The following is a 25,651-nucleotide window of genomic DNA, read 5'->3' on the forward strand; positions in this document are numbered from 1 at the left end:
CGCCACAAGGGTTTTTCCCGCTATATCCGGTATGCAGTCGCCGTCATCACGCGGGCCATCAATCTCATTGCTCCCCTGAAGGGCGCAGGCAATTCGTGAGCCCCGAGGGCGAGGGCGACGTCAGCGTGATGCGCCTCATCCGCCTTCATCTGCTCGATGATTTCACGAGACTTGTGGTCCTCCGGAGGCAAATGTTCCAGATGGCCGTCGAGATGCGCTTCGACCTGGCGCTCAGTTTCGGCAAGGAAGCCGAGACTCCATCGGTCGCCAAGCCTCCCGGCCAGCAGCCCCAGCGCCAGCGACCCACCGTACCACAGCGGATTCAGCAGGCTCTTGCGCCCTCCGAGTTCGGAAATACGCTGCTCGGTCCACGCCAGGTGCTCGGTTTCCTCGTCCGAGGCCCGCGCGAGTTCGCGTTTGACGTCGAGGTCACCCGCGCTCATCGACTGCCCCTGGTACAGCGCCTGGGCGCAGATCTCGCCGCTGTGGTTGACGCGCATCAGGGCCGCGACATGCTGCCGATCACGATCCCCGAGATGCGTTTCGGGCACGCCCGCGCCGGGCGTCGGGCGCACGCTGCGCGCGGGCGCGAATAGCGTGCGCAAAGCCTTGTCGAACTGGACAATCGCTTCGTCGATCATGAACACCTCTGAATGTCGGTCATTTCAATGCCGGCTCCCTGCCGCGCAGGCGCCGCACCACTTCGCCGACGTCCCGGGGCGGGACCACTCCGTCGCATAAATATTCCTTCGCCAAAGCTGCACGCGGACGGTTGTATGCCGTGTCGACGATTGGCTGCCAGCCGGCGTCGCGCGCCACCGCCCACTCGCCCCCGTCGCGGCCCACCGCATAGATACGCCATCCCGCCACCTCGCAACGAATGCCTTCGAAAGTGACGTTCTCGGCGCCGCCCGCAGTGTGCACTACGAGTACGTAGCGCACGACGCCGTCCTCGCCCACGGTCACGCTATGCTCATCGAGCAGAAAACGGTTGCGTGAAGTCACATCGACGGGGAATTCACGCAATGCGGAGGGAAGCGGCGGCGCGGGCAACTCGTAGTGGCCTTCCTTCCAGTGCGGGTCCGGGTCGCTGAAAAGACCGGCGCAAGCTGCGCCGGAAAAGAACACGAGAGCTGCCACCCCCGCTTGGACGACGGTTTGGAACGGTTTCAAGCTTGCAGGTCTCCGCACAGGAACAAACGAATCCTCTCGGGCAGCGTATCCACCGCCGCAGAGGGCGCCGGCTGATCGATCCCGATTGCGCACGCTCCACCGGCCTTTAACGACCGAATCGTGTCCGGTGGCAACTGGAATCGGAGGAAATGCAGCACAGAGGTTTTTTCGGCATTGTCACGTTCCGGACCGTCGTCGGCAATCGAAAAAGCAAAAACCAGCCTCATGTCCGCTCGACGCGTGGACCGGCGGCCCCTACGGCTCGAGGTTTTCAAGATATCCGGTGCGCTTGCCCGGTCTCGCCTTCAGCCTTCCCCCGAGGGAAAGCGCGATGAGACACGGTGGGAGCCGGGCTTATTGCCTCACGCGGAGATTGCCGCTTCGATCTCGGCGAAATTCCTCGCGATCTCGGTGCTCACGGGCTGAGGCTCCCCGAGTTGGCGCGCGATCTGGGACGCCGAGAAAATTCCCCTGATCAGGCCCCGTCCGCCCTCGCAGCGTTCCAGCACGAGGGCATGCTGCCGACCGGAGCGTTTCAGCGTCGCGAGGACATGTCCGACGTCCGCGCGCATCACTTCGCCGAGTTCGACGGCCTCAGTCCGCTCGAGGGGCGTCATGACCGAATGGACGGTCAGTTCGCCAACCCGCGTGCCCCGTTCCTGTGCGGTCCGGACCGGGCCTTCGCCCAGCAGGTCCGCAACCGAAATCACGCCCATCACCTGGTGACGCGAATCGGTCACCAGCAACAGTCGCACGCCGCGCAGAATCATGGCGCGGTTGGCATCGGCCAGCGAGGTTTCGGCCGCGATCGTCGCCGCGGGAATTCTCGTGAGGTCGGTCATGACCTCTATCGCCGGGGAGTTGCGGGAGACCCTGCGGCTGTTATCGGTTCTTGCGACTTCGCAATGCAGCCCCGCCAGGCGCGCTTGCGGAAGCGGATCGAATTCCCGGTTCATGGACACCTCCCATTACAGAATATCGACAAGCGTGCCAACTCCATGCAGCCGGTCTTTTCAGCCTGCCGCAAGCGCATCTTTTTCATGTCCGAGAAGCTTGGCAGAGGCCGCGGCTGCAAACAGCCCGGACGCATCCGTTCGACCCGATCGTTTCCCGGAAGTTCATCGCGCTGAACCGACGGAATTCCGCAAGACGAATGAGTCAGCTCAAAGAAAACGCCCCGCATGCCGGATATCGACATGCGGGGCAACGAGGAACGGCACTCAAGGCTCACGTACTTCGGCCAGTGCCTTGTAGGCCTCGGGTGGATCGCAAGGTCGCGTCCGGAACAACGTTTTCGACAGTTCGAACAACGCCTGCTGGTACACCTGCCGCTTGAACTCAATCACGGCTTCCAGCGGCACCCAATAGTCACTCCAGCGCCAGGCATCGAACTCCGGATGAGTGCTGGCTCGCAGACAGACGTCCGAATCACGCCCCACCAAACGCAACAGAAACCAGATTTGTTTCTGTCCCCGGTAGGTATTGCGCCATTCCCGCTTGATCCAGTGCTTCGGAACGTCATACCGCAACCAGCCACGCGTGCGGCCGAGAATCTTCACATGCTCGGGACGCAGACCCACTTCCTCGAACAGTTCACGGAACATGGCCTGCTCCGGCGATTCGCCGTGCTTGATGCCACCTTGCGGGAACTGCCACGAATGCTCACGGATCCGCTTGCCCCAGAAAACCTCATTGCGCGTGTTGACCAGAATGATGCCGACGTTCGGGCGATAGCCTTCACGATCGAGCATGATCAAACCTTCAATTCAAGAACTGTCACAATTTTTCCACATTTACAGAGACTTGGAAAGGCGAACCACCGGAAGCGTTCCCGTTCGGCCGCTTCGTGCCGGTATGCGGCAGGCCGAGCGACGTACCGCGATCTGCATATCGGCTGTCGACACGGTAAAATCGCGTCTTTGCCCACCAGCCCGACCTCCGGATCCAGCATGCGCGCCAGCCAGTATTTCATCTCCACCCTCAAGGAAGCCCCTTCGGACGCCGAGGTCGTCAGCCAGAAACTGATGCTGCGTGCGGGCTTTATCCGCAAGGTCGCAGCCGGAATCTACAGTTACCTTCCCATCGGCCTGCGCGTGATCCGCAAGGTCGAGGACATCGTGCGGGACGAAATGAACCGCGCCGGCGCCCTCGAACTGACGATGCCGCTCGTTCAGCCGGCCGAACTCTGGGACGAAACCGGCCGCTGGGAACAGATGGGCGCCGAGATGCTGCGCTTCAAGGATAGGCACCAGCGCGACTTCGCGCTGCAACCCACATCCGAGGAAGTGGTCACCGATATCGCTCGTCAGGAATTGAAGAGCTATCGTCAGCTGCCGAAGAATTTCTACCAGATCCAGACGAAGTTCCGCGACGAGCGCCGACCACGATTCGGCGTGATGCGTGGCCGCGAGTTCACGATGAAAGACGCCTATTCGTTCGACCGCGACGTGGCCGCCGCAGGCCGCAGCTACGACGCGATGTACGCTGCCTACTGCCGCATTTTCGACCGGCTCGGTCTGACGTACCGGGCTGTCGCCGCCGATACCGGAGCGATCGGCGGGGACCGCTCGCACGAATTCCAGGTCATCGCCGACACTGGCGAGGATGCAATCGTCTATTGCCCCGGTTCCGATTACGCGGCCAACATCGAACTTGCCGAAGCGCTGCCGTTGCTGGCGACGCGCGCCGCGCCGGCCCAGGCGCTCGAAAAGACCCCCACTCCGGGCAGGACGACCTGCGAAGAGGTCGCGAAGCTTCTCGGCGTGCCGCTCGAGACGACGGTGAAATCACTTGTCCTCGCGACCGATGACGTCGATGACACGAACAAGCCGGCCGGCGTCACAGTGTGGCTGCTGCTCGTGCGCGGCGACCACGAACTGAACGAGGTCAAGGCGGGCAAGATCCCCGGCCTGAAGGCGGGGTTCCGCTTCGCGACGGAAACCGAGATCGCCGAGCGCTTCGGCTGCCAGCCCGGCTACCTCGGACCCGTGGGCGTGAACAAGGCCGTCAAGATTGTCGCCGACCGCACTGTCGCGAACATGGCCGACTTCATCTGCGGCGCCAACGAGGCGGACTTCCACTTGACCGGCACGAACTGGGGCCGCGACCTGCCGGAACCCGACCTCGTCGCCGACCTGCGCAACATCATCGAAGGCGACCCGAGCCCGGACGGCAGGGGACGGCTCGCGATCCAGCGCGGCATCGAGGTCGGCCACGTTTTCTACCTCGGCACCAAATACTCGCAGTCGATGAACGCGACCTTCCTCGACGAAAACGGCAAGCCGAAGCATTTCGAAATGGGCTGCTACGGCATCGGCGTCACGCGCATCCTCGGTGCGGCGATCGAGCAGAACCACGACGCCCGCGGCATCATCTGGCCGGATGCGATCGCGCCGTTCCGCGTCGTCGTCTGTCCGGTCGGCTGGGGCAAGTCCGACGCGGTGCGCACCGAAGCGACGAAGCTATATGAGACGCTGTGCGCCGGGGGCATCGACGTGATCCTCGACGACCGCGACGAGCGTCCCGGCGTGATGTTCGCCGACTGGGAACTGATCGGTGTTCCGCATCGCGTCGTCATCGGCGATCGCGGACTGAAGGACGGGATGGCCGAATATCAGGGGCGGCGCGACGCCGAGGCGGCGAAGATTCCGCTTGCCGAACTCGCAGCTTTCGTCGGCTCGAAGCTCCGGCCGACTGCGTGAGGAGCACCGATAGCGGCGGCATGAGGGCCGCGTGCAGCCTCGTGCTGAGCGTCGTTCTGCTCACGGGTCTCGCCGGCGCTCCGCAGCAGGCGCTCGCCGGCCGCCAGCAGTACGAACCGATGGCGGCGAGCGTGCGCTCGACGCTGCACGCGGCCGTGAGCGACGCCGGTGCTCCGGAACTCCTGATTGCGAACGAGGGCGAGCGGGTCCGCTGGCTGCAGGACATGTCCCGCCGTCTCGAAAAACGCATCCCGGACCGCCATTACCGGGAAGAATTGCTGACTGCAGTGCACTACGAAGCGACGCGGGCGGGACTCGATCCGCAACTCGTGCTCGGCCTGATCCAGGTCGAGAGCGGCTTCCGGAAATACGCAGTCTCGAGTGCCGGAGCGCGCGGCTTCATGCAGGTGATGCCGTTCTGGATCAAGACAATCGGCCTGCCGCAAGACAACCTCTTCCACCTGCGTACGAACCTGCGCTACGGCTGCACGATCCTGCGCCATTACCTCGACATCGAAAAAGGCGATCTGTACCGGGCGCTGGGGCGATACAACGGCAGCCTCGGCAAACCCGAGTACCCGACCCTGGTGCGGGCAGCGTGGGAGAAGCACTGGAGCTACCAGTCGCTGCGACTCGCGTCCGATGACCGCGGGAGTCGCGCGAACTGAACCGAAAAGCGGCGTGGCGGGGGCGACCTGCCTCTCGCGAGCCGCCTCCTGGCGCGTGTCGCTGGGACACGACAGTCGTCAGCTGGCGCCCACCACTGCGACTTTCGGCATCGGCTCCTCGCGCGGCACGGCTCTCCCCGCCTCCTTCGCCGAAGCCAGCGACTGAACGTCACCGGACAGCTCGCCGCCTTCCTCGATCAGGATCTTGCCGTAGCGGATCTTGCCGCTGACACGACCCGTTGCGTGGATCACGAGTTGGGTGCGCGCAGTAAGTTCGCCATCGAACCGGCCGCGGATTTCAGCAATGTCGATGCCGACCGTCCCTGCGAACGAGCCGCTTTCGGCGATGCGAATGACGCGGCTGTCCATCGTCGCTTCGACGCGGCCTTCGACGATCAGCGTATCGCAATCCAGGATTTCCGCGCCTTTGAGCTTGACTTCGGGCCCGACGATGAGGCGGCTGCCCGAAGCATAGCCCGCATCCTCGGCGGCCTCGTTGGCGCGAGGAAGGGAGGTCGAAGCGGCTGCCCCTCCTCCCATGCTGCTCGTTCCGACATCGCGCCCCACCGGGGATGCCTCGGCAGAAGTGTTGGAACTGTTGACCGGCCCCGCCGGTTGGGCACCTGCGAAATTGCCCGGCCCGATACGCGGTCCACGCGCGGCCTGTGGATCGGCAGCTTTCGGGAACACTGGGGATTTGCTGAACATGATCTCTCCTGGAGTGAATTCGCGTCGGACGACCAGGGACGCGAGTGCAAAATCCAGGCCATGCGGATTTACTCTTTTATATTCATATTCCTGGAAATATAAGCTGGAGCGGTACAGGAGATTTTTAGCCATCTTCTGTTGCCCATGAGCGACGCTTTGCACGGCAATTGATCACAACAACTTGAATACTATCGAGTTGTGTGTGTCGCTCCACAGCGACATAGGTGTAGCCAAAAAGCGCCAACTTGCATTTCCTTACGGACCCCGACCCCGCCCCACCCTAAACTGCGACGCCGGACTTCGAGCTATTCGCCGGCCGTCCATGTCCCGCCTGTCCTTCAGTTCCACGCTGCTTGCGAGCTTTCTGCTCATCGCCGCGATCCTCGGCACCGCTGCGCTCGGCGGACTGCTGACCCTGGAAGACTTAGCGGCGCGCAGTCGGGAAGGTGCAAAGCACGCGCTCGGTTTTTCCAGCGCGCTCCAGGAACTGGGCGAACGCACGGTGGATCTGGAACGCAGCGCCCGCCAGTTTCTGGTTCTCGGCGATCCCGTCCTGCTCGAGCGGTTCGAGCAGGCGCGCGACGATTCGATGACGGCGCTGGTATGGATTGCCGGTCTTGGAAGCACGAAATCGCAAAGACTCGTCAACCAGTGGAGCGACGCCGCTGAGCGGGTGGCCGCAGCATTGAACACTCGCGCAGGAGCCGACGTCGCGCTCCAGGCACTCGGGGAGTTGCCGGTCCTCAATGAGCAGCTCGCCGCGGAACTCCGGCTGCAGCTGGAGGCGGAGTCGAAACGGCTGCTCGACGAACTCGACGGCAATCGGGAACAGCTGGCGTGGCATCTGTTGGTCGCAGTGACAGCGGCCTTCCTGCTCGCGGCGCTCACCGGATGGTGGGTGCTGCGTCCGCTGACCAGGGTCGAAGGCGCGATCGAAGCCCTCGGCGAGAGCCGCTTCGACGAACCGGTCATCATTGGCGGGCCGGCCGACTTGCGCCGGGTCGGGCGACGACTGGACTGGCTGCGGGTACGCCTCGCCGACCTGGAAGCAAACCGCACGCGAGTCTTGCGCCATGTCTCGCACGAACTGAAAACTCCGCTCGCATCCTTGCGCGAAGGCATCGCGCTGCTCAAGGACGGCGTCGTTGGCGAGCTCACGGCCGGGCAGCACGAAGTGGTGGGCATTCTCGAACACAATACCCGCGCGCTGCAGTTGCGCATCGAAGGATTGCTGGGCTACAACGCGGCGGTGTTCGACGCCCGCAGCCTCAAGCGGCGGAAAGTGGCATTGCGACCGCTGGTCGAGGCAGTGGTCGCGGAACAGCAATTGCAGATACAAAGCCGGAATCTTCACGTCGACATCGACGTGAACGGCAATATCCCGCCGTTGAGCGCCGACCCCGACAAGCTTCGCATCGCGCTCGCGAACCTGGTCGCGAACGCGATCTCATTCAGTCCGCACGGAGGCAAGGTCCGGCTGAAAATCGCCCGCCAGCTGCGCGACGTGACGATCGACTGCATCGATGAGGGCCCCGGCGTGCCTGAAAACGAATCCGAGCGCATCTTCGAACCTTTTTATCAAGGCAGCCGGCAGCCGGCCGCGCCGCGTCATGGCAGTGGCCTGGGGCTTTCGATCGTGCGCGAATTCATCGACGCGCACGGCGGGAAAATCGAGCTGCTGCCGACTTCCACGGGCGCCCATTTCAGGATCGCGCTTCCCAATGAAAGCTGAAACTGAAACGGGTCGCTCAGCCTGGTCGGTCCCGGCAACTTCTGCGGCATGGCGACCGGGGTTCGTCGCAAGGACGTTCGTGGCCTTGCTGGCCGCCGTCCTGCTGGGGGCGTGCGCGAACCTGGCTGCGCCGGGGCCGGGCGACGCCGAGCGCGCCGACCCGTCGAAGGACGGCGGCCGACGCGCAGTCGAGAGTGCGATCGAGTACTACCATTTCGTCCGCCAGCTCGAACCGGCCGAGCTGGAACGGGAACGGGACGCTCTTGCGGTCGGGGTGGGCGACCCGCTCAATCAGCTGCTCCAGGCGATGGCGCTCGCCCGCCCGCCCGGAAGCAATATTCCGCGCGCGCTGGCGCTGCTGGGAGTCGTCGACGCCTCGACACGACCCGAAGCGGTCGCGTTGCGTCCGCTGGCGTGCCTGCTCGCCGATCAGTTTGCCGAGCAGCAACGTCTCGATGCGGCGGCGCAATCCCTCACCCGGCAACTCGAACGCACCGGCCAGCATCTCAAGGAAAGCCGCCGGCACGCCCGGCAGCTCGAGGAAAAGATCGAGGCGCTGACCGAGATCGAACGCACGCTGCCGGAGCGCCCGGCCGCCCATGCGGCACCGCCGCCGCCCCCGACGGAACGGAGGATCACGCGATGAAAGCCACTCACAGTCCCGCCCCCACTGCCGGCGCCCACCTGCTGCTCGTCGATGACGACACCGACCTGCTCAAGCTGCTGTCGCTGCGCCTGCACGCGAGCGGTTATCGCGTCAGCACCGCCGAGACGGCGGAGGCTGCGCTCGGACGCATCGCAGTCGAACGCTTCAGCCTGGTCGTCAGCGACGTGCGCCTCCCGGACCGCGACGGACTCGCGCTGTTCGAGGAAATCCGGCGTACCTGCCCTGTGCTGCCGGTGATCCTGCTCACCGCGCACGGCAGCATTCCCGACGCCGTCGAGGCGACTTCCCGCGGCGTCTTCGGCTATCTGACAAAACCTTTCGACAGTCAGGCGCTGCTTGAAAAGATCTCCCAGGCGTTGCAGGTAGGCGGCCCGATACACGTCGGGAACGACGCCGACGACGGGGACTGGCGTGATGAAATCATCAGCCACAGCAACCGCATGGCGACCGTCCTCGACGAAGCCCGTCTCGTCGCCGCGTCGGACGCGAGCATTCTCATCCGCGGCGACAGCGGCACCGGCAAGGAATTGCTCGCGCGCGCAATCCACCGCATCAGCAGCCGCGCGAACGCGCCGTTCGTCGCGATCAACTGTGGCGCAATTCCGGAACAGTTGCTCGAATCGGAACTCTTCGGCCACGTGAAAGGCGCTTTCACCGGCGCGGCGACGGCCAACACCGGGCTTTTCCTTACCGCCCATCGCGGCACGGTGTTTCTCGACGAGATCGGCGACATGCCGCTCGCGCTGCAGGTGAAGCTGCTGCGCGTGCTGCAGGAGCGCGCCGTGCGCCCCGTCGGGGCGAGTCGCGCCGAGCCGATCGACGTGCGGATCATCTCCGCGACGCACCGCGACCTGGAACTCGCGCTTGCCGAGGGGCAGTTCCGCGAGGATCTGTTCTACCGCCTCAACGTCGTCAGCCTGACCTTGCCGACGCTCGACCAGCGCCGCGAAGACATCCCGCTGCTCGCCAACCATTTCCTCGAGGTTATCGGGCGCAAATACCACAAACGGCTGCGCGGTTTCGCCCCCGAAGCGATGGAAGCACTCGCGACGGCGGCTTGGCCGGGGAATATCCGCCAGCTGCAGAACGTCGTCGAACAGGCCTGCGCGCTCGCGACGACGTCACTGATCCCGCTCGCGTTGGTCGAACGGGCGCTGCGGGTGCCGAGCATCGAAGCCCTGAGTTACGCCGAAGCAAAGCAACGCTTCGAACGCAACTACCTCATCCAGCTGCTCAAACTCACCGACGGCAATGTTTCGGACGCAGCGCGCCTCGCGGACCGCAACCGTACGGAGTTCTATCGCCTGCTGCAACGGCATGCGCTGACTCCCAGTCTGTTCCGCGACGGTTCGGTTGTCGCTCGCGAACGACAGCAATAACACCTTCGATACAACGTCCTGGCTCGAGCCCTGCGCTTTGGTCGCCGCTGCCCGACGAATTCGGTCGGGTCGCGGGCGAACGTGCACCGTCCGCCCCTGCCCCGCCCCGGCAACCTGTTGATTGAACCCGCCATTCGGCAGCTGGCATGAAGCCTGCTGTAAGGCAGGGACCAGCCTTCGCCTTTTCAGCCTGTTTATTGCACAAGGAGTTCGCGCATGATCAGACGGAAGACTATTGCCTCCGTGCTCACCACCACTGCAATCGCTTTCTGCATTGCCCACACTCCCGCCCAGGCAGCGGACATGGCTTCCGCAGCCGCCCCGCCCGACGAGCGCGACCGTGGGCTGCAGCGCGACGTCAAGAATGCGCTCGTCGCCGATCCGGCGCTGCAGCAGACCCATATTGCGGTCTCCGCAGAAGGGGGGCAGGTGACGCTTGCCGGCGTCGTCACCACCGCAGCGCAGCGGGACCGCGCACAGCGCAATGCGATGGCGGTCCGCGGCGTGCGCCAGGTGGAGAACGCGATCGAGGTCACCGAACCCTGAACCGCACCGCGCGGGCCGCGGCAACGCGGCCGGGAGGGGCTACGCGTCCCGGCGCTTGGGACGGACGGGGCGTCGGCGATCTTCAGCCGGTCCCGCCGACGGTCAAGCCGTCGATGCGCAGCGTCGGCTGGCCGACCCCGACCGGCACGCTCTGGCCATCCTTCCCGCACGTGCCGACGCCCGGATCCAGTGCCATGTCGTTACCGATCATCGATACGCGCGTCAGCGCGTCCGGGCCGTTGCCGATCAGCGTCGCGCCCTTGACCGGGCGTGTGACCTTGCCGTTCTCGATCAGGTAGGCCTCGGCGGTCGAGAAGACGAACTTGCCCGACGTGATGTCGACCTGTCCGCCACCGAAATTGGCGGCGTACAGGCCTTTTTTCACCGACTTGATGATCTCCTCATGCGACTTGTCGCCGTTCAGCATGTAGGTGTTCGTCATGCGCGGCAGCGGCAGGTGCGCGAACGACTCGCGGCGGCCGTTGCCGGTCGGCTTCACGCCCATGAGGCGCGCGTTCATCGTGTCCTGCATGTAGCCGGTGAGGATGCCGTCCTCGATCAGCACCGTGCATTCGGTCGGATTGCCCTCGTCGTCGATCGTCAGCGAGCCGCGGCGATCCGGCAGCGTGCCGTCGTCGACGACCGTGACGCCTTTCGCCGCCACCTGCTGCCCCATGCGCCCGGAGAACGCGGAGCTGCCCTTGCGGTTGAAGTCGCCTTCCAGGCCGTGGCCGATCGCCTCGTGCAGCAGGATGCCGGGCCAGCCCGGTCCCAGCACGACGCTCATCGTACCGGCCGGCGCCGGCCCGGCACCGAGATTCGTGCGCGCCTGATGCACCGCGGCGAGCGCATATTCGCGCAGCCGGTCGTCGTCGAAATAACCGTAGTCGAAGCGTCCGCCGCCGCCGCCGCTGCCTTGCTCCCGGTCGCCGTTGTCTTCCATGATCACGGTGACCGAAACCCGCACCAGCGGACGCACGTCGGCCGCCATGTGGCCGTCGCTGCGCATCACCATGACGACTTCCCACGAGCCGGAGATGTGCGCCATCACCTGCGTGACGCGCGGATCCTCGTCGCGCGCGAAGCGTTCGAGCCGTTCGAGCAGCTTCACCTTCGCGGTGTCATCGAGCGACGCGAGCGGATCGTCGCCGCGGTACAGGCGCGGCAGGCCGGCATGCGGCCGGACCGCGACGCTGTGCTGGCCGCCCGCGTCGGCAATCGCCCGCGTGGCTTCGGCCGCCGCCGTCAGCGCCGGCAGGGAAATGTCATCGGAGTAGGCGAAAGCGGTCTTCTCGCCGCAGATCGCACGCACCCCGACGCCCTGCTCGATATTGAAGCTGCCGGACTTGACGATGCCTTCCTCGAGGCTCCAGCCTTCGGAACGGTGATACTGGAAATACAGGTCGGCGTAGTCGAGCTGGTGGCTCAACAGCTTGCTGAACACTTTCTCGAGTTCCGGATGGCCCAGATCGTAGGGGTTCAGCAGGTAGCGGTCGGCCACCTTAAGCGAGTTTTGTGTGGGGCTCATTGTTTGTCCAGTCGTTGGGTCGCCCCGTTCGACAGGGCCGACCCGATAAAGGTCACCGGAGTCTCGTCCGGCCCCCCGGTTCAGGTTGCGAGGCAGCGGTGCCGCAGCGCCGGCAGGCTCTCGCGCACCGCCGCGATACGGTCCGGGTCGAGGTCCGCGGCGACGACGCCGGGCCCTTCGTCCCGGCATGCGAGCACCTCGCCCCACGGGTCGACGATCAGGCTGTGTCCCCAGGTCACGCGCCCACCCGGGTGGCGCCCGCCTTGCGCAGGAGCCATCACGTAGCACTGGTTCTCGATCGCGCGCGCACGCAGCAGCACTTCCCAATGGTCGCGGCCGGTCGTCCACGTGAAGGCTGCCGGCAGCACGATCAGATCGACCTTGCCCATCGCGCGGAAGAGTTCGGGAAAACGCAGGTCGTAGCACACCGACAACCCGACGCGACCGCACGGGCCGTCGAACGTGACGACCTCGCGCCCGGCCTCGATCGTCGCGGCCTCGTCGTACTGTTCGCTGCCCTTGCGAAAGCCGAACAGATGGATCTTGTCGTAGCGGGCGACCTGGACTCCGTCGGGGTCATACACCAGCATGCTGTTGCGGACCTTGCCGTCGGCGTCGGCGACGAGCGGAATCGTGCCGCCGACGAGCCACACGCGATGACGCGTGGCCACCTCGCGCAGGAAGTCCTGCAGCGGGCCGTGGCCTTCGGTCTCGCGGATCGCGACCTTCGCCGTCTCGTCCGGCGTGATCAGCGGGAAATACTCCGGCAGCGCGACGAGCTGCGCGCCGTCGGCTGCCGCTTCGGCAACCAGCGCCGCGGCGACGCGCAGGTTCTCCGCGACGTCCGCGCCGGACACGGTCTGGATTGCCGCGATCCGGCACGCTTCGGGCGAAGGGTCTGGGGACACGCTCACGTTCATCATTCCTGGTCAGGTTGCGGATTCGCCGTGGCCGAACGGCCGGCGAGCTTCTCGACTTTCGGGTCCGCCCAGCTGCCGGTGATCGCGTAATTGAAAGCGAACAGCTTTTCGATCGGGTCGCTGAGCGCTTTCTGGGCGACGTAGGCGACGACGCCGGCGACCGGATTGATCAGTCCGGCCGCCGTGCCGATCGCGACCGATTCGGACAGCGTCGGCTGAACGGTGACTTTCAGATCCTGGGTTTCCCTTTCGACGTCCGCCGAGCCGCTCATGAGGATCCGGGCCGCCGGGCCGCGGATCAGCAGATCATCGGTCCGCATGACGCCGGCGCTGACGTCGATGCTACCGGAAATGCGATCGAACGCGAATCCTTCGCTGAGGACGTCGCGAAAATCCAGCGTCAGCCGTCGCGGCAGCGCTTGCAGACTGAGGACGCCGAGCAGGCGGCCCATGCCCGGCTCGAGCTTGCGGAACTGGCCGTTGCCCGCTTCCACGAGCATTCCGCCCGACAGCGACGGGTAGTGGATGCGCGTCGGCGCGCCGCTCCAGCCGAGCTTGCCGCTGAGGACCGCCTGTCCGCCGCGCACCGCCTCCTCGTAGCCCATGCGCGTCGCGAAGCGGCCGATGTCGTTCGCTTCGAGACGGAAATCGAGCGTGGTACTGGCGCGGGCGCCAGGACGCCACTCGCCGCGCCCTCTGAGCGTCGCGTCGGCATTGGCAATCGCGAGGGCATCGAGATGCCAGACATCACCGCGATTGCGCGCCTGCAGCTCGAGGCGCCCGAGGTCGATGCCGCGCAGCACGAAGCGCTCGGCGACGACATTCAATCCGGGCAGCCGGCGCGGCGGTTCGTATGCTTCGAGGGGATCCGCGCCGCCCTCGCCCTCGTTCACGGCACCGACGACAAGCCGCTTCAGACGCGCCTCGAGCGCGCCTTCACCACGCTCGCGCCAGTCGAACTCGCCCTCGACTTCGGTGCTCGCGATGCGTCCCTTCCAGCCGCCGGCATCGGTTTGGGCAGCGATCCGCACCCCCGACAGGTTCTGACCGAATGCCGTTGCGCGCTTCACCTGCAGCTCGATGCCCGCCAGTGGCGGCATCTGCGCGTCAGCGCCCACACCCGCTGGCTCATCGGCAGCGTCCTCGCTATCGAAGACCGCGCGCCACGCATCGACGTCGAGCTCATCGAGCTCGGCGACCACCATCACGCCGCGGTCGGCCTGGCGCAGCGGCGCAAACAGCGCCAGGCCGCCACGTTCGATCTCCCATCCCTGCTCGCTGCGGCGTCGCATGAGCTCGAGTTCGGCGCGCCCGTCGAGCACGACGCGGATGTCCTCACGCGCGCCGCCGGGAAAGGCGAGCGCGACGTGCAGCGGCCAGCGCACCGTCGCACTCTTGTTCATCGGCGCCGGCAGGCTGGACGCCACGCCCGACAGGTCGGACTGCACGACGACGCGGGTCTGCTGCGCGCGCAGGTCGATGCTCGCCTGCCAGGGCAACGTCCCCGACAGGTGCGCGAGCACCGGCCAGTCGTGCGCCTGGCGCAACGCCTGGATGCTTGCCGCACCCGTCGCCGTGAAGCTCACGCCGCCGTCCTTCGCGGCATCGGCAACCAGTTGCATCGGTTCGCCGAAAAGCCGTCCGTGCGCCTCCGGGATCGCGAGATCCTTTTCGGTGAAACGCACCCTGCCCCCGGCTTCGGTCACCGGTGGCAACGCGTCGACCAGCCACAGGCGATTGTCGGCAAAGCGGAATTCCCCTTTCACGGTGCTGTCGGCGATGTCGCGCAGCGGCATCACCAGCTTCAGGTCGAGCGTTCCACGCCCCTCGGCGCGCATGCCGTCGGTGAAACCGTCGATCCGCCCGCTGACCGGGCTCGCCGAGACGAAGCGGAGAAACTCCGCAGTGGGACCGCCTGCGCGCCCGTCGATCGTCATCACCTCGCCTGCAGGGGCGTCGAGCTCCGGCACTTCCGCGACGACGCGGCCCAGCGTCGCGCCGAAGATGCGCGCCCGCTCGGCAACGATTCGCATCCCGGGCCCATCGAAACGCACTTCGCCGTGGATGTCGGTGATCGCCGGCCAGCCTTCGGCATAGTCGAGACTCGCTCCGGCGACGCGCGTCGTCACCAGGAACTGGCCCGATGCGCCGTCGCGAAACGGAAAGTCGTCGAGCTTGCCCCGCAGCCGCAACCGCGCCTCCGGTACCGTTCCGCCACTGAGGGCGCGGCGCAGCCAGTCGCGCGTCGCGTCGTTGACGACTTTCGGCAGGTAGCGCCATACCGCCTTGCTTTCGGCGCGCGTCAGATGCGCGGCGAGGTCGATTTCCCCGCGCCCTTCAGCCGCAGGCCGGTACCAGCCGGACGCACTGCCGGCGGCATCCGCGTTGTCGAAATTCGCGCGGTCGAGCGCGATTTCCAGTTGTCCGTCCTTCCGCATCCAGCCGCCATCAGCGTGCAGCACCGAAAACGCGAGGCGCGACCCCGGGAAGACCGCGGGCAGGTCGAGCGCCATGTCCTGCCCGACGAGACCGAAACGGCCGCGCTGTTCGTCGCCTTCGATCTCGCCCGACAGCCCCGCGAGGCCCGGCAGGACCCCTTGCGGACGTAGCCCGATATCGTGGAAGCGGGTCTTCAGGCTCCAGCTGTCCGGTTGCACGACCTCGCCGCGCCAGGCGAGCTGCAACGCTTCCAGCCGCCCCTGCGGATCGGCCGCCGCAAGGCGCGCACGCACCGCTTCATCGAACGGCAGATGCGCCGCCAGGCGCGCGAGCACACCGAAATCGAGGCGGTTCGCACTGAACTGTCCTCCGTCGGGCTTGCCATCGATCGCCTCGCGCAGCGTGAAATCCAAATCGACGGGTTCGACATGCAGGCCGTCGCTGGTGACGAGTTGCAGCGCCCGCGCTGATAAGCTCAGCCCCGCCGGCGAACGCCGCCCGGACAGGCGGCCGCGTGCGCTGGCGAGCTGCAGTTCGGGCAGGTCCGCAGCGAGGCGCGTCGCGATCTCATCGGCGGCGAAGTTCGCCGTGAATGCTTCCGGTTGCCCGTGCGTGAGTTCCAGCCACGCCCGCATACCGCCGTTGCCGGCAAGTTCGATCGGGTAGTCGATCCACGCCCGCCATCCGCCCAAATCGGCCTGTGCGAGGGCCAGGTAAAGCTCGCCGCTCCACGTGCCGGGCTCGGCAGGCTGTGCGCTGGTGATGTCCCCGCGCAAGTCGAGTGTCGAAGCGAGCGCAGCGGGAGGCGCGGCCTGCAGGCCGAAGCGGTAACGCCCTCCGGCGTGGGCGAGACGGAAATTCACCTGTTCGAGCCGCAGCTCGGGCGCGGCACGCCGGGCATCGTGCCAGCTCACCGCTGCGTCGCGGATCACGATCTCGCGCTGCCCGAACAGCCAATCGGATAGCCCCCCGGAAGGGCCGCCCGAGGCGACCGGAATCCCGGCAACGAAGAGCTGCCCGCCGGCGTCGCGCCGCAACGCCAGTTGCGGCGCATGCAGGACGAGCCGGTGAAAGTGCGGCTGCCCGCGCAGCAGCGACCACCACGCGAGCGTCGCATCGACGGTGTCGAGCCGCAGCGCGGGACGGCCTTCACGGTCGCGCAGTTCGACGCCCGACAGATGCAGGCGCGGGCGCAGCCCCGACACGTCGGCCGACAATGCGTCGATCGAAACCGGCAGGCCGACGGCGTCGCCGATCAGCGCGGCGAGGTGGCCGCGGTACTGGTCGGCACGCGGCAGCAGCACGTCGCGCACGAGCAGGAACGACAGCGCCGCGACGAAGAATGCGACCGCGAGTCCGATCGCCACGGGACGCCATGCGGAGCGGCGGCGCGTTGTCATGCTGGCGGCATTGGTTGCGGCAGGAAGGACGGAAGGAGCGTTCATCTCGATAATGCTTGAGGCCGATGCTGCACGACTGAAAACGGACAGGCTTGGCTACAATCCGCTCCACGTCCTCCGCGCCGACGCCGCCACGCGGCGTCAGGAGCCCGCCATTCTAACAATGATCCGGAGCTCGCCTCCCATGTCCGTCGACTCCTCGCCGCTGCCCGAAGCGCTCCGCCACGCCGCGTCCATTTCCCGATTCATGCGCCGCATGCTCGACAGCCGGCCGTGGCTCGCCGCGCAGCTCGCGGGTTCGCTCGGACAACCGCTCGACAGCGAAGCGATGTCGTCGTTCCTCGCGAACCGCGGCGTCGACGAAGCGAGGCTGCGGGCGAGCCTGCGCCACTTGCGCAGCTGGGTCGTCTGCCACGTGCTGACACGCGACCTGAACGGCTTCGCGGACCTCGCCGAAGTCACCGAAACGATGACGGTGCTCGCCGAAGTGACGGTCCGCGCCACGTACGAGGTGCTGCGCGAAGGGCTGGTTGCGCGCTATGGCGCGCCGCTGTCGCCGACCGGCTGGGAGCAGGAGCTGCTGGTCATCGGCATGGGCAAGCTGGGCGGGCGCGAACTCAACGTGTCGTCGGACATCGACCTGATCTTCGTCTACCCCGAGGACGGCGACACCGGCGGCAACAAGGTGATCAGCAACTTCGAATTCTTCGAACGGCTCGGCAAACAGATGATCCAGGCGCTCGCCGACGTCACCGAGCACGGCCAGGTGTTCCGCGTCGACATGCGCCTGCGACCGAACGGCGATTCGGGGCCGCTGGTGTGCTCGTTCGACATGCTCGAGAACTATTTCATCACGCAGGGCCGCGAGTGGGAGCGCTACGCGTGGATCAAGGCGCGAGTGCTGGCCGGCGAGCGCTATCACGAACTGGAACAGATCGCGCGCCCGTTCGTGTTCCGCAAATACCTGGATTTTGGCTCGATCAACGCGATGCGCGCGCTGCACGCGCAGATCCGGCGCGAAGTCACGCGGCGCGACCGCGTGAACAACATCAAGCTCGGGCCCGGCGGCATCCGCGAGATCGAATTCACCGCGCAGGTGTTCCAGCTGATCCGCGGCGGGCGCGAACCGGGATTGCAGGTGCGCGCGACGCTCGACGTGCTCGCGGTGCTCGGCGAGCGCGGCATCCTCACGCCGCAAACGGTGGGCGAACTTGCCGAAGCCTACGACTTCCTGCGCCGCCTCGAGCATCGGCTGCAGTACCTCGACGACGCGCAGACGCACGACCTGCCCGGCAACGACGAAGACTGCGAGTGCATTGCGCGGGCGATGGACTTTCCCGACTACACGTCGTTCCTCGGCGTGCTCGACCACCATCGCGCCGCGGTGAGCCGCCATTTCGACCACGTGTTCGGCGATCCGAGCGAGGAAGCCCACACGCTCGACAGCATGTGGGCGGCCGCACGGGACGTCGAGCAGGCCGAACCGATCCTCTCGCGCCTCGGCTACGGCGACCCGTCCGGCGCCGCACATCGGCTTGCGGCGCTGCACGGCAGCGCGCGCTACCAGCAGTTGCCGAACCACATCCGCAGCCGGCTTGACGCGCTGATGCCGCGCGTCGTCGAAGTCGCTGCGGCGACCCCGGGCCCAGATGAAACGCTTGCGCGCTGCATCGACCTGATCGAGGCGATCAGCCGCCGCGGCGCCTACCTCGCGCTGCTGCAGCAATACCCGCAGGCGCTGCGGCGCGTTGCCGACCTCGTCGGCGCGTCGCGCTGGGCGGCGCAGTACCTGACGCGCCACCCGATCTTGCTCGACGAACTGCTCGACGACCGCAATCTCGAACCGGCTCCCGACTGGGACGCGCTGCGCGCGCAGATGCGCGACACGCTAGACACGCTCGAGCCCGACATGGAGCGCCAGATGGACGTCATGCGCGAGCAGCACCACGCACAAGTGTTCCGGCTGCTGACGCAGGACATCGCCGGACTGCTGACGGTCGAGAAGCTCGCCGACCACCTGTCGGCGCTCGCCGACCTGATGCTCGAACTCGCGCTGCCGCTGGTGTGGCGCAAGATCAAGATCCGCCACCGCGACGACCCCGCATTCGCCGTCATCGCCTACGGCAAGCTCGGCGGCAAGGAACTCGGCTACGCCTCGGATCTCGACATCGTGTTCCTGTTCGACGACCCGGCACCCGAAGCGCTCGAGGTCTACACCCGGCTCGCGCAGCGCATCAACACCTGGCTGTCGAGCCAGACCGCCGCGGGCATCCTGTTCGAGACCGACCTGCGGCTGCGCCCGAACGGCGAGTCCGGCCTGCTCGTGACGTCGATCGAGTCGTTCCGCAAGTACCAGCTCGAATCGGCGTGGGTTTGGGAACACCAAGCGCTGACGCGCGCCCGCTTCGCCGCCGGCGACGCGACGATCGGCGCCGCCTTCGAGCGCATCCGCTGCGAAGTGCTGCGCCTGCCGCGCGATATCGCCGCGCTGCGTGCCGAAGTGCTGGCGATGCGCCGCAAAATGAGCGACGCGCACGCCGGAAAAAGCGAACGGTTCAACCTCAAGCACGACGCCGGCGGCCTCGTGGACGTCGAATTCCTGATCCAGTACCTCGTGCTCGGCCACGCGCACCGCTACCCGGAACTCACCGGCAACCTCGGCAACATCGCGCTGCTGCGCATCGCCGGCGAACTCGGCCTGATTCCCGCCGAGCTGGCTGCGCGCTGCGGCGACAGCTATCGCCTGTTCCGTCGCCTGCAGCACCGCCAGCGCCTCAACGGCCTCCTGTCGCTGGTCGCTCCGGACGAGGTCGCAGCCGCTCGGGAACCGGTCCGGGCACTCTGGACAATCGTGTTCGGCAGCGCCTGAGCCACGGCGCCCCCGAACTCCCCCGGCGCGCGCATCGCATCGCCATACATCTGCCGGTAACGGCACGAGGACTACAATCGGCCACTTCTTCACCCGTGGCCCGCCACCTTCCAATGAGCCAGGAAATCGAACTCAAACTCAACTTGCCCACGAAAGCGGTGCCTGCGCTGCGCCGCCATCCGATCTTCAGCAGTGCCGCCCGGCAGGGCAACGCGGTGACGCTCGACAACACTTACTTCGACACTCCGGGCCTCGCGCTGAAGCAGCGCAAAGTGGCGCTTCGCATTCGCCGCCATGGGCGGGTACGGTTGCAGACGGTCAAATGCTCGGCCGTTTCCGCCGGCGGCCTGACCCAGCGACCGGAATGGGAACATCCGTACTCCGGCGCCTTCGATTTCTCCGCCGTCGATGCGCCGAAGGTGCTGAAGCTGCTGAAGCGGCACGAAGCGGCGCTGCAGCCGGTGTTCTCGACACGCTTTCGCCGCGAAACGCGCCTCTACGCGCCGCGCGAAGGCGTGCGCATCCTGATGATGATCGACACCGGAGAGGTGATCGCCGGCGAACAGCGCGAACCGATCTGCGAGCTCGAACTGGAGCTCGTCGAAGGGTGTCCGCTCGACCTGTTGCTGCTCGCGTGTGAGCTCGCCGCCGACCTCCCGCTGCTGCCGAACGACGTCAGCAAGGCCGAACGTGGCTACCGGCTGCACCTGGGCTACGAGCCGGAAGCACTGCGCGCCGAACTGTCGACGATCAACCTGGAAGAGACGCCGGTCGAAGCGTTTCGGACGCTGGCATTCTCGTGCCTGCGGCAGTGGCAGGCGAACGCGAGCGCCGCGACGCACAGCACCAAACCGGAATTCATCCATCAGTTGCGCGTTGCGTTGCGGCGCCTGCGCTCGCTGCTCGCGCTGTTCGCGCCCGCCCTGCCCGCAGATTTCGTCGCCGACTGGCGCGAACGGCTGAAGCACAATGCCGATCGCTTCGGCGACATGCGCGACCTCGACGTGCTCTACGACGAAGTGCTCGCTCCCGTCGTCGCTGCCGCGACGGGTGTGGAGGAGCCGTCGCTCACGCGGCTGACCGGATTGGCCGTCGCCGCCCGCGATGAAGCGCGCGACGCGGCGGTCCATGACCTCGACCTTGCTACCCAGGGCCGCCTGCTGATCGAATTCACCGCCGCACTCCATGCGGTGCCGACGAGCGACCTGATCGAAGCGGTCGATCTGCGCAGTTTCGCGCGCCTCCAGCTCACCCGCCTGCGCAAGAAAGTGCGGCGGCGCTTCGAGGCCGCGGCCGACCTCGTGCCGGCGCATCTGCACGCATTGCGGATCGCGCTCAAGCGCCTGCGCTACGGCGTCGAGTTCTTCGCTCCGCTGTTCCGCGCCAAGGCCGGCAAGCGTTATCTCCAGTGCATCGTCCGGGCGCAGGATGCGCTGGGCTTCGTCAATGACGTCGATGTCGCCCGCGGGCGGCTGCTCGGCTGGGCTGGCGAGGACGCCGAACTGCGCGCCGCAGCGGCTTTCGTCAGCGGCTGGCACAGTCCGAGATATGCGCGCCTGGCGCGGCGCGCGCTGCGCGAGCTCGATCCGCTGCTGTGGGGCAAGACCCCCTGGAGCCGTTGAGTGTGCAAGGGCACTCGAACCTGGCGTGACGGTCGACCCGTCATCGAGGCGTAACCGGCTCCATTCAGGCTGGCGTCCTTTTGACCGGGAGCAAGCGATGGATTTGTTGTTGTGGCGTCACGCAGAGGCCGTCGAAGGCAGTCCGGACCGGGCTCGCGAACTGAGCGCGCGCGGGCGCGAGCAGGCGCGGCGCATGGCGGGCTGGATCGATGAGCATCGCCCGAAAGCACTGCGGATACTCGTCAGCCCGACGATGCGCACGCGCCAGACGGCGCTCGCATTCACGCGGGACTTCGAGATCGTGCCATCGATCGGGCCGGAGGCCAGCGTCGCGGACCTCATCGCCGCAGCCCGCTGGCCGGAGGCGCGCGGTGCGTGTCTCATCGTCGGCCATCAGCCCACCCTCGGACGGCTCGCGGCGCTGCTGTTGTGCGGTGCGGAAACCGACTGGACGATCAAGAAAGGGGCGTTGTGGTGGGTCAATAATCGCATCCGCGAAGGCGAGCCGCAGACAGTGCTGCGGGCCGCGATCCCTGCCGATTTCACGTAACTCCATCCTGGCGGGGACAACAGGAAGCGCCCGGACTGCCCAACCTGAGGCGCGCCGCATACGGGATCACGGCAAAACATGATTTCGTGCAGTGCACAATGCATGATTTCATGCCTACACTGTCAGCCACACGAACCGAAATGGGCCGCCATGAACACATTGATCGCCAATGGCACTGTCCGCGTCATCGGAAACATCGAGCGCGTCTACTACGACGGGTACTGGATCAAGGCTTACGATCCGCCCGCTGACTCGCTGCGGGCAAAGAAGCAACTGATCGAAGCCCTGACGCGCCGACTGTTCAATCATGTCGAACACGGAATCAACATCCCGGGACGCCGGCTGAATGAAGCGCGACAGGCCTTCGAGTCGGAGACCGAGCCGGCACGCAAGCGCGTCAAGGGAGCGATGCTCGCGGGGGCGCTGTTCAACCGCGCGACTGACATCTTCACGAAACTCATGGAGCTGCAGGAACTCGGCATCGAGATCGACGAGGAAAACGCATTGATGCGCGAGTGCGGCTTCTGTCTGCAGGAAGCGCTGACTTTCGGCAAAATGGTGTTGCACCGCAGCGGCGAAGAGGGCATCGACGAACTGTGGGGCGAGCCGTTCCGTGCATTCTCGATCCCGGTCGAAGCCTTCTATGACAGCCGCTACATCAAGATCGCCCAGACGCTGCGCGACATCGACCGCATTGCGCAGGTGATCGTCAGCACTTTCGGCGGAACGCGGCTGTTCGAAGGCATCGAAAGCCTGGTGCTGCGGTTCACCGAGGCCGCCAAGATCAAATGCGAAACGCTGCGCACCGACCCGGCGATCTTCGACGTGTGGGCGGATTTCGCAGTGGCCGGCGAGGAACTCGCCGCGTTCGCGCCGCGGCTCGTCGGCGCGACGTCGGCGGAGGACCTGCAGCTTGTGGCCGACGGGCTACAGTTGATCGTCCAGGGCCGCGATCTGGTCGGCCACATCACCCGGGCGCGGGTGCCGATGCCCAAGAGCACACACGAATACATCGAGCGCTGCGAACATTACAGTGCGAGAATCCACCGCCATGTCCAGGGCTGCATGAAGCTGCCCTGAACCCACACCGGCCCGCCAGCGCGGCCGCTTCTACCAGGACAAAGTCGATGAAACGCACCGATCTCGAGAAACTCAACGGACTGAAAATCCAGGGCCGGATGAAGCGCGGCGGTACGCCCGAGCGGTTCCGCTCGGGGGCCGAAAACGAGGCCAAGGCGCCGCTCAATCCGCTCATCGAAAAACTGCTGCGCAAGAGCCTCGGAACCAAGAACGGGAACTGAGCATCCCGGCCAGCGGTGGCGGGAGCAGCGCAGTCAGGCGATCACGCCACCGCCGAGGCACACCTTCGATTCATACACGACGACGCTCTGCCCCGGCGTCAGCGCCCACTGCGGTTCCGCGAACACGATCTCGGCGCCTCCGTCGACGAGCGCCTCGATCTCGCACGGCATGTCCGGCGTGCGGTAGCGCGGTTTCGCGGTGTACACCCAGTGCGTATGCGGGTCGCGGCCGGCGATCCAGTGCAGGTCGGTCGCGCTCAGGCGGGTCTTCAGCAAGGCCGGATGTTCGTGCCCCTGGACCGCGTACAGCACGTTGGCCTTGACGTCCTTGCCCGCGACATACCACGCATCGTGCTCGCCCGCGCCGTCCTGGCGGCCCTTGATGCCGCCGATGTGCAACCCTTTGCGCTGGCCGATCGTGTGGTACATCAGGCCCTGGTGCTCGCCGATGACGCGGCCGTCGTCGAGGTTGCGGATCTCGCCCGGGCGCATTGGCAGGTAGCGCATCAGGAATTCGCGGAACGGCCGTTCGCCGATGAAGCAGATGCCGGTCGAATCCTTCTTCTCGGCGACATGCAGCCCGGCCTCGGCCGCGATGCGGCGCACGTCGCGCTTGTAGAGGGCGCCGAGGGGAAACAGCGTCTTCGCGAGCTGCGCCTGGTTCAGCCGGTACAGGAAATAGCTCTGGTCCTTCGTGCCGTCCTCGGCCTTCAGCAGCTGGTATTCGCTGCGCCCGTCATTGGCCCATTCGCGCACCTGCGCATAGTGACCGGTAGCGATACGGTCCGCGCCGAGCGCCATCGCGTGATCGAGAAAGCAGCGGAACTTGATCTCGGAGTTGCACAGGACGTCCGGGTTCGGCGTGCGCCCGGCTTCGTATTCGCGCAAGAAATCGGCGAACACCCGGTCCTTGTACTCGGCCGAAAAATTGACCACCTCGAGGTCGATGCCGATGACGTCGCAGACCGACGCGACATCGACGAGATCCTGGCGCGTCGAGCAGTATTCGTCGTCGTCATCGTCCTCCCAGTTCTTCATGAACAGGCCGGTCACATCGAAACCCTGCTGCTTGAGCAGCAGCGCGGTCACCGAGGAGTCGACGCCGCCGGACATGCCGACGACGACCTTCATCCCGTTGGGATCGGTATTACTGGACATTCGGTCCTTCTCCATTGAGCCATTCGGCCAGCGGCAGCACGACTGCCGGCTCGCCATGATTTCCGAACCAGCTATCGACGACGAAACGCCCGCCCGGGGCCGCGATCTCTGCAGCACCGGGCGGGGACGCATCGGGATCGCGCGCTCGCGGGATGTCGTCGACGACATTCTGGCAGTCGCACAGCGCGAGCAACAGCGGCACGTGATCGGGAACACTGCCCGGCGCAGCGACGGCCGGTGCGGCGGGCCGCGGTGGCGGCGCGACCTCCTCGATCAGCGCGGAAAAATGCTGGAAGATCACGCGCGAGCGGCGCGCCGGCTCGAGCACACGGTGAAAGCGCAGCCAGCCGCGGCTTGCCATCAGCGCGAGCAGGCGCGTCGTCGTCGTCGCGTGATCGATGCAGTCCATTCGCCCGTTGACGCCGTCATCGAGAAAATTGCCGGCACGGTCGGCTGCGATCGGCGATTGTTCCCCGGCGATCCGGTGCAACGCGGCGACCGCGAGCGATATCGCCGCCCGCTCCCGCTCGGCATCGCCCGCGTCGGAAAACAGCCGCCCGACCTCGTCGAGCCGCTCGTCGGCGAAGCGGACTTCCGCACTCGCCGCACAGCCGTAGTTGAAGCAGACGTCGACGGAAGCGGCCGCCTGCACGACACTGCAGACGGACAGCGCGAACACGAGCGGCCAATGATGCATCGGCTCGCAGTCAGCCGGAGTAGTGCGTGATGAACTCGAGCGGGTAGCGGCGCCCGGCAATCCAGTCGTCGACGCAGCGCATCACGAGCGGGCTGCGGTGACGCGGAGTGCAGTCGCGCAGCTCGTCCGCCGTCAGCCACACTGCCCTGACGATGCCGTCGTCGAGCTGCGCGCCGGTCGACTCGCCGAGCACCTGACCGCCGAAGGCGAAGCGCAGGTAGGTGATGTCGCCATCCGGCACGGGCCACTGGTAGACGCCGACGAGGAACTCCGGCACGAAACGGTACGCGGTCTCCTCGAGCACTTCACGCGTCGCCGCCGCGACGAGCGACTCCCCTTCCTCGAGATGGCCCGCCGGCTGGTTGAAACGCAATCCGTCGGCGGTCTCTTCCTCGACGACGAGGAAGCGTCCGCCGCGCTCGATGACTGCCGCGACGGTGACATTGGGTTTCCAGGATCTGTTCATCGTTTTGCCGGGCAAAGGCGCGATTTTAGCGCCTCGGGCGCTGCCCTTGAAGGTTGCGTCGCGACGGGACGCGCTGGCACGCAGACCCCCACGGCTTTTCGTCGTCCGCCGTTTTGTTTCACCAAAC

The 25,651-nt window shown here is 66.3% G+C and carries 23 protein-coding genes; 11 read left to right on the forward strand and 12 right to left on the reverse strand.

The window, feature by feature from the left end; translation table 11 throughout:
- Window positions 1-20: 20 nt before the first annotated feature.
- The 5 genes from coq7 to EBN1_RS02630 all read right to left on the reverse strand — a co-directional run bounded on the left by coq7 (window position 21) and on the right by EBN1_RS02630 (window position 2,924).
- Window positions 21-641 carry a 2-polyprenyl-3-methyl-6-methoxy-1,4-benzoquinone monooxygenase gene (coq7, locus tag EBN1_RS02610; RefSeq protein WP_011236356.1) on the reverse strand — a complete coding sequence of 207 codons (621 nt, stop codon included), beginning with the start codon at window positions 639-641 and terminating at the stop codon, window positions 21-23.
- A gap of 19 nt (window positions 642-660) precedes the next feature.
- Window positions 661-1,173 (reverse strand): CNP1-like family protein, encoded by a 513-nt coding sequence (locus EBN1_RS02615; protein ID WP_011236357.1) that lies wholly within the window; start codon window positions 1,171-1,173, stop codon window positions 661-663.
- Window positions 1,170-1,400, reverse strand: coding sequence for a DUF3501 family protein (locus EBN1_RS02620; RefSeq protein ID WP_049780154.1), 231 nt, complete (start codon window positions 1,398-1,400; stop codon window positions 1,170-1,172). The genes EBN1_RS02615 and EBN1_RS02620 overlap by 4 nt, the downstream gene beginning before the upstream one ends.
- 135 nt (window positions 1,401-1,535) lie before the next feature.
- Window positions 1,536-2,015: a CBS domain-containing protein gene (locus EBN1_RS02625; RefSeq protein ID WP_241762794.1), complete on the reverse strand. Its 480-nt coding sequence runs from the start codon at window positions 2,013-2,015 to the stop codon at window positions 1,536-1,538.
- Between the two features lie 378 nt (window positions 2,016-2,393).
- The gene (locus EBN1_RS02630) at window positions 2,394-2,924 is read right to left on the reverse strand and encodes an RNA pyrophosphohydrolase (RefSeq protein WP_011236359.1); all 531 of its coding nucleotides are present in this window, start codon (window positions 2,922-2,924) and stop codon (window positions 2,394-2,396) included.
- A gap of 198 nt (window positions 2,925-3,122) precedes the next feature.
- Between EBN1_RS02630 and EBN1_RS02635 the strand changes: the two genes are divergently transcribed.
- Both EBN1_RS02635 and EBN1_RS02640 read left to right on the forward strand, forming a co-directional pair.
- Complete coding sequence (locus tag EBN1_RS02635) at window positions 3,123-4,874, forward strand: proline--tRNA ligase (RefSeq protein ID WP_011236360.1); 1,752 nt, start codon at window positions 3,123-3,125, stop codon at window positions 4,872-4,874.
- A gap of 20 nt (window positions 4,875-4,894) precedes the next feature.
- The gene (locus EBN1_RS02640) at window positions 4,895-5,542 is read left to right on the forward strand and encodes a transglycosylase SLT domain-containing protein (protein WP_041645576.1); all 648 of its coding nucleotides are present in this window, start codon (window positions 4,895-4,897) and stop codon (window positions 5,540-5,542) included.
- Window positions 5,543-5,620: 78 nt separating this feature from the next.
- Here EBN1_RS02640 and EBN1_RS02645 read toward each other — a convergent pair whose 3' ends face one another.
- Entirely contained in the window at window positions 5,621-6,250 is a 630-nt protein-coding gene (locus EBN1_RS02645) for a bactofilin family protein (protein WP_041645577.1), read from the reverse strand.
- A gap of 322 nt (window positions 6,251-6,572) precedes the next feature.
- Between EBN1_RS02645 and EBN1_RS02650 the strand changes: the two genes are divergently transcribed.
- The 4 genes from EBN1_RS02650 to EBN1_RS02665 all read left to right on the forward strand — a co-directional run bounded on the left by EBN1_RS02650 (window position 6,573) and on the right by EBN1_RS02665 (window position 10,574).
- On the forward strand, window positions 6,573-7,982 hold the full coding sequence (locus EBN1_RS02650) for a sensor histidine kinase (protein WP_041645580.1): 1,410 nt from the start codon (window positions 6,573-6,575) through the stop codon (window positions 7,980-7,982).
- A gap of 85 nt (window positions 7,983-8,067) precedes the next feature.
- Window positions 8,068-8,628 carry a hypothetical protein gene (locus EBN1_RS02655; RefSeq protein ID WP_049780155.1) on the forward strand — a complete coding sequence of 187 codons (561 nt, stop codon included), beginning with the start codon at window positions 8,068-8,070 and terminating at the stop codon, window positions 8,626-8,628.
- Window positions 8,625-10,028 carry a sigma 54-interacting transcriptional regulator gene (locus EBN1_RS02660; protein WP_011236365.1) on the forward strand — a complete coding sequence of 468 codons (1,404 nt, stop codon included), beginning with the start codon at window positions 8,625-8,627 and terminating at the stop codon, window positions 10,026-10,028. Before EBN1_RS02655 ends, EBN1_RS02660 begins: the two co-directional genes overlap by 4 nt.
- A 216-nt stretch (window positions 10,029-10,244) precedes the next feature.
- Entirely contained in the window at window positions 10,245-10,574 is a 330-nt protein-coding gene (locus tag EBN1_RS02665; protein WP_041645582.1) for a BON domain-containing protein, read from the forward strand.
- A gap of 82 nt (window positions 10,575-10,656) precedes the next feature.
- On the opposite strand, the gene tldD is transcribed toward EBN1_RS02665, so the two are convergent.
- The 3 genes from tldD to EBN1_RS02680 all read right to left on the reverse strand — a co-directional run bounded on the left by tldD (window position 10,657) and on the right by EBN1_RS02680 (window position 16,906).
- A complete protein-coding gene (gene tldD, locus EBN1_RS02670) occupies window positions 10,657-12,102 on the reverse strand; it encodes a metalloprotease TldD (RefSeq protein ID WP_011236367.1) in 1,446 nt (481 codons plus the stop codon).
- Window positions 12,103-12,182: 80 nt separating this feature from the next.
- Entirely contained in the window at window positions 12,183-13,022 is an 840-nt protein-coding gene (locus EBN1_RS02675; protein ID WP_011236368.1) for a carbon-nitrogen hydrolase family protein, read from the reverse strand.
- Window positions 13,022-16,906, reverse strand: coding sequence for a YhdP family protein (locus tag EBN1_RS02680; protein WP_011236369.1), 3,885 nt, complete (start codon window positions 16,904-16,906; stop codon window positions 13,022-13,024). Before EBN1_RS02680 ends, EBN1_RS02675 begins: the two co-directional genes overlap by 1 nt.
- A 139-nt stretch (window positions 16,907-17,045) precedes the next feature.
- On the opposite strand from EBN1_RS02680, the gene glnE reads away from it, so the two are divergent.
- From glnE to EBN1_RS02705, 5 genes are all read left to right on the forward strand, one after another.
- Window positions 17,046-19,730: a bifunctional [glutamate--ammonia ligase]-adenylyl-L-tyrosine phosphorylase/[glutamate--ammonia-ligase] adenylyltransferase gene (gene glnE, locus EBN1_RS02685; protein WP_041645588.1), complete on the forward strand. Its 2,685-nt coding sequence runs from the start codon at window positions 17,046-17,048 to the stop codon at window positions 19,728-19,730.
- A gap of 113 nt (window positions 19,731-19,843) precedes the next feature.
- The gene (locus EBN1_RS02690; RefSeq protein ID WP_041645591.1) at window positions 19,844-21,352 is read left to right on the forward strand and encodes a CYTH and CHAD domain-containing protein; all 1,509 of its coding nucleotides are present in this window, start codon (window positions 19,844-19,846) and stop codon (window positions 21,350-21,352) included.
- Between the two features lie 97 nt (window positions 21,353-21,449).
- Window positions 21,450-21,902 carry a SixA phosphatase family protein gene (locus EBN1_RS02695; RefSeq protein WP_011236372.1) on the forward strand — a complete coding sequence of 151 codons (453 nt, stop codon included), beginning with the start codon at window positions 21,450-21,452 and terminating at the stop codon, window positions 21,900-21,902.
- Between the two features lie 150 nt (window positions 21,903-22,052).
- Window positions 22,053-22,982 (forward strand): hypothetical protein, encoded by a 930-nt coding sequence (locus tag EBN1_RS02700; RefSeq protein WP_041645594.1) that lies wholly within the window; start codon window positions 22,053-22,055, stop codon window positions 22,980-22,982.
- A 47-nt stretch (window positions 22,983-23,029) separates the two neighbouring features.
- Entirely contained in the window at window positions 23,030-23,203 is a 174-nt protein-coding gene (locus EBN1_RS02705; RefSeq protein ID WP_168953260.1) for a hypothetical protein, read from the forward strand.
- A gap of 33 nt (window positions 23,204-23,236) precedes the next feature.
- On the opposite strand, the gene mnmA is transcribed toward EBN1_RS02705, so the two are convergent.
- Genes mnmA through EBN1_RS02720 form a run of 3 tightly spaced genes read right to left on the reverse strand, consistent with a single transcriptional unit; the run spans window position 23,237 to window position 25,524 of the window.
- Window positions 23,237-24,334 (reverse strand): tRNA 2-thiouridine(34) synthase MnmA, encoded by a 1,098-nt coding sequence (mnmA, locus tag EBN1_RS02710; protein WP_041645596.1) that lies wholly within the window; start codon window positions 24,332-24,334, stop codon window positions 23,237-23,239.
- Between the two features lie 16 nt (window positions 24,335-24,350).
- A complete protein-coding gene (locus tag EBN1_RS02715) occupies window positions 24,351-25,058 on the reverse strand; it encodes a hypothetical protein (RefSeq protein ID WP_011236375.1) in 708 nt (235 codons plus the stop codon).
- Window positions 25,059-25,068: 10 nt separating this feature from the next.
- Window positions 25,069-25,524, reverse strand: a complete 456-nt coding sequence (locus EBN1_RS02720; RefSeq protein ID WP_041645599.1) for an NUDIX hydrolase — start codon at window positions 25,522-25,524, stop codon at window positions 25,069-25,071.
- Window positions 25,525-25,651: the final 127 nt, after the last annotated feature.

The sequence above is a fragment of the Aromatoleum aromaticum EbN1 genome, assembly GCF_000025965.1.
In the GTDB taxonomy this organism is placed as follows: domain Bacteria; phylum Pseudomonadota; class Gammaproteobacteria; order Burkholderiales; family Rhodocyclaceae; genus Aromatoleum; species Aromatoleum aromaticum.

Bases quoted from the DNA above. Each gene is read 5' to 3' on its own strand.
- coq7 (WP_011236356.1), bottom strand. From the start codon at position 641: ATGATCGACGAAGCGATTGTCCAGTTCGACAAGGCTTTGCGCACGCTA.
- EBN1_RS02620 (WP_049780154.1), bottom strand. From the start codon at position 1,400: ATGAGGCTGGTTTTTGCTTTTTCGATTGCCGACGACGGTCCGGAACGT.
- EBN1_RS02625 (WP_241762794.1), bottom strand. From the start codon at position 2,015: ATGACCGACCTCACGAGAATTCCCGCGGCGACGATCGCGGCCGAAACC.
- EBN1_RS02630 (WP_011236359.1), bottom strand. From the start codon at position 2,924: ATGCTCGATCGTGAAGGCTATCGCCCGAACGTCGGCATCATTCTGGTC.
- EBN1_RS02635 (WP_011236360.1), top strand. From the start codon at position 3,123: ATGCGCGCCAGCCAGTATTTCATCTCCACCCTCAAGGAAGCCCCTTCG.
- EBN1_RS02640 (WP_041645576.1), top strand. From the start codon at position 4,895: ATGAGGGCCGCGTGCAGCCTCGTGCTGAGCGTCGTTCTGCTCACGGGT.
- EBN1_RS02645 (WP_041645577.1), bottom strand. From the start codon at position 6,250: ATGTTCAGCAAATCCCCAGTGTTCCCGAAAGCTGCCGATCCACAGGCC.
- EBN1_RS02650 (WP_041645580.1), top strand. From the start codon at position 6,573: ATGTCCCGCCTGTCCTTCAGTTCCACGCTGCTTGCGAGCTTTCTGCTC.
- EBN1_RS02660 (WP_011236365.1), top strand. From the start codon at position 8,625: ATGAAAGCCACTCACAGTCCCGCCCCCACTGCCGGCGCCCACCTGCTG.
- EBN1_RS02665 (WP_041645582.1), top strand. From the start codon at position 10,245: ATGATCAGACGGAAGACTATTGCCTCCGTGCTCACCACCACTGCAATC.
- tldD (WP_011236367.1), bottom strand. From the start codon at position 12,102: ATGAGCCCCACACAAAACTCGCTTAAGGTGGCCGACCGCTACCTGCTG.
- EBN1_RS02675 (WP_011236368.1), bottom strand. From the start codon at position 13,022: ATGAACGTGAGCGTGTCCCCAGACCCTTCGCCCGAAGCGTGCCGGATC.
- EBN1_RS02680 (WP_011236369.1), bottom strand. From the start codon at position 16,906: ATGAACGCTCCTTCCGTCCTTCCTGCCGCAACCAATGCCGCCAGCATG.
- glnE (WP_041645588.1), top strand. From the start codon at position 17,046: ATGTCCGTCGACTCCTCGCCGCTGCCCGAAGCGCTCCGCCACGCCGCG.
- EBN1_RS02690 (WP_041645591.1), top strand. From the start codon at position 19,844: ATGAGCCAGGAAATCGAACTCAAACTCAACTTGCCCACGAAAGCGGTG.
- EBN1_RS02695 (WP_011236372.1), top strand. From the start codon at position 21,450: ATGGATTTGTTGTTGTGGCGTCACGCAGAGGCCGTCGAAGGCAGTCCG.
- EBN1_RS02700 (WP_041645594.1), top strand. From the start codon at position 22,053: ATGAACACATTGATCGCCAATGGCACTGTCCGCGTCATCGGAAACATC.
- EBN1_RS02705 (WP_168953260.1), top strand. From the start codon at position 23,030: ATGAAACGCACCGATCTCGAGAAACTCAACGGACTGAAAATCCAGGGC.
- mnmA (WP_041645596.1), bottom strand. From the start codon at position 24,334: ATGAAGGTCGTCGTCGGCATGTCCGGCGGCGTCGACTCCTCGGTGACC.
- EBN1_RS02715 (WP_011236375.1), bottom strand. From the start codon at position 25,058: ATGCATCATTGGCCGCTCGTGTTCGCGCTGTCCGTCTGCAGTGTCGTG.
- EBN1_RS02720 (WP_041645599.1), bottom strand. From the start codon at position 25,524: ATGAACAGATCCTGGAAACCCAATGTCACCGTCGCGGCAGTCATCGAG.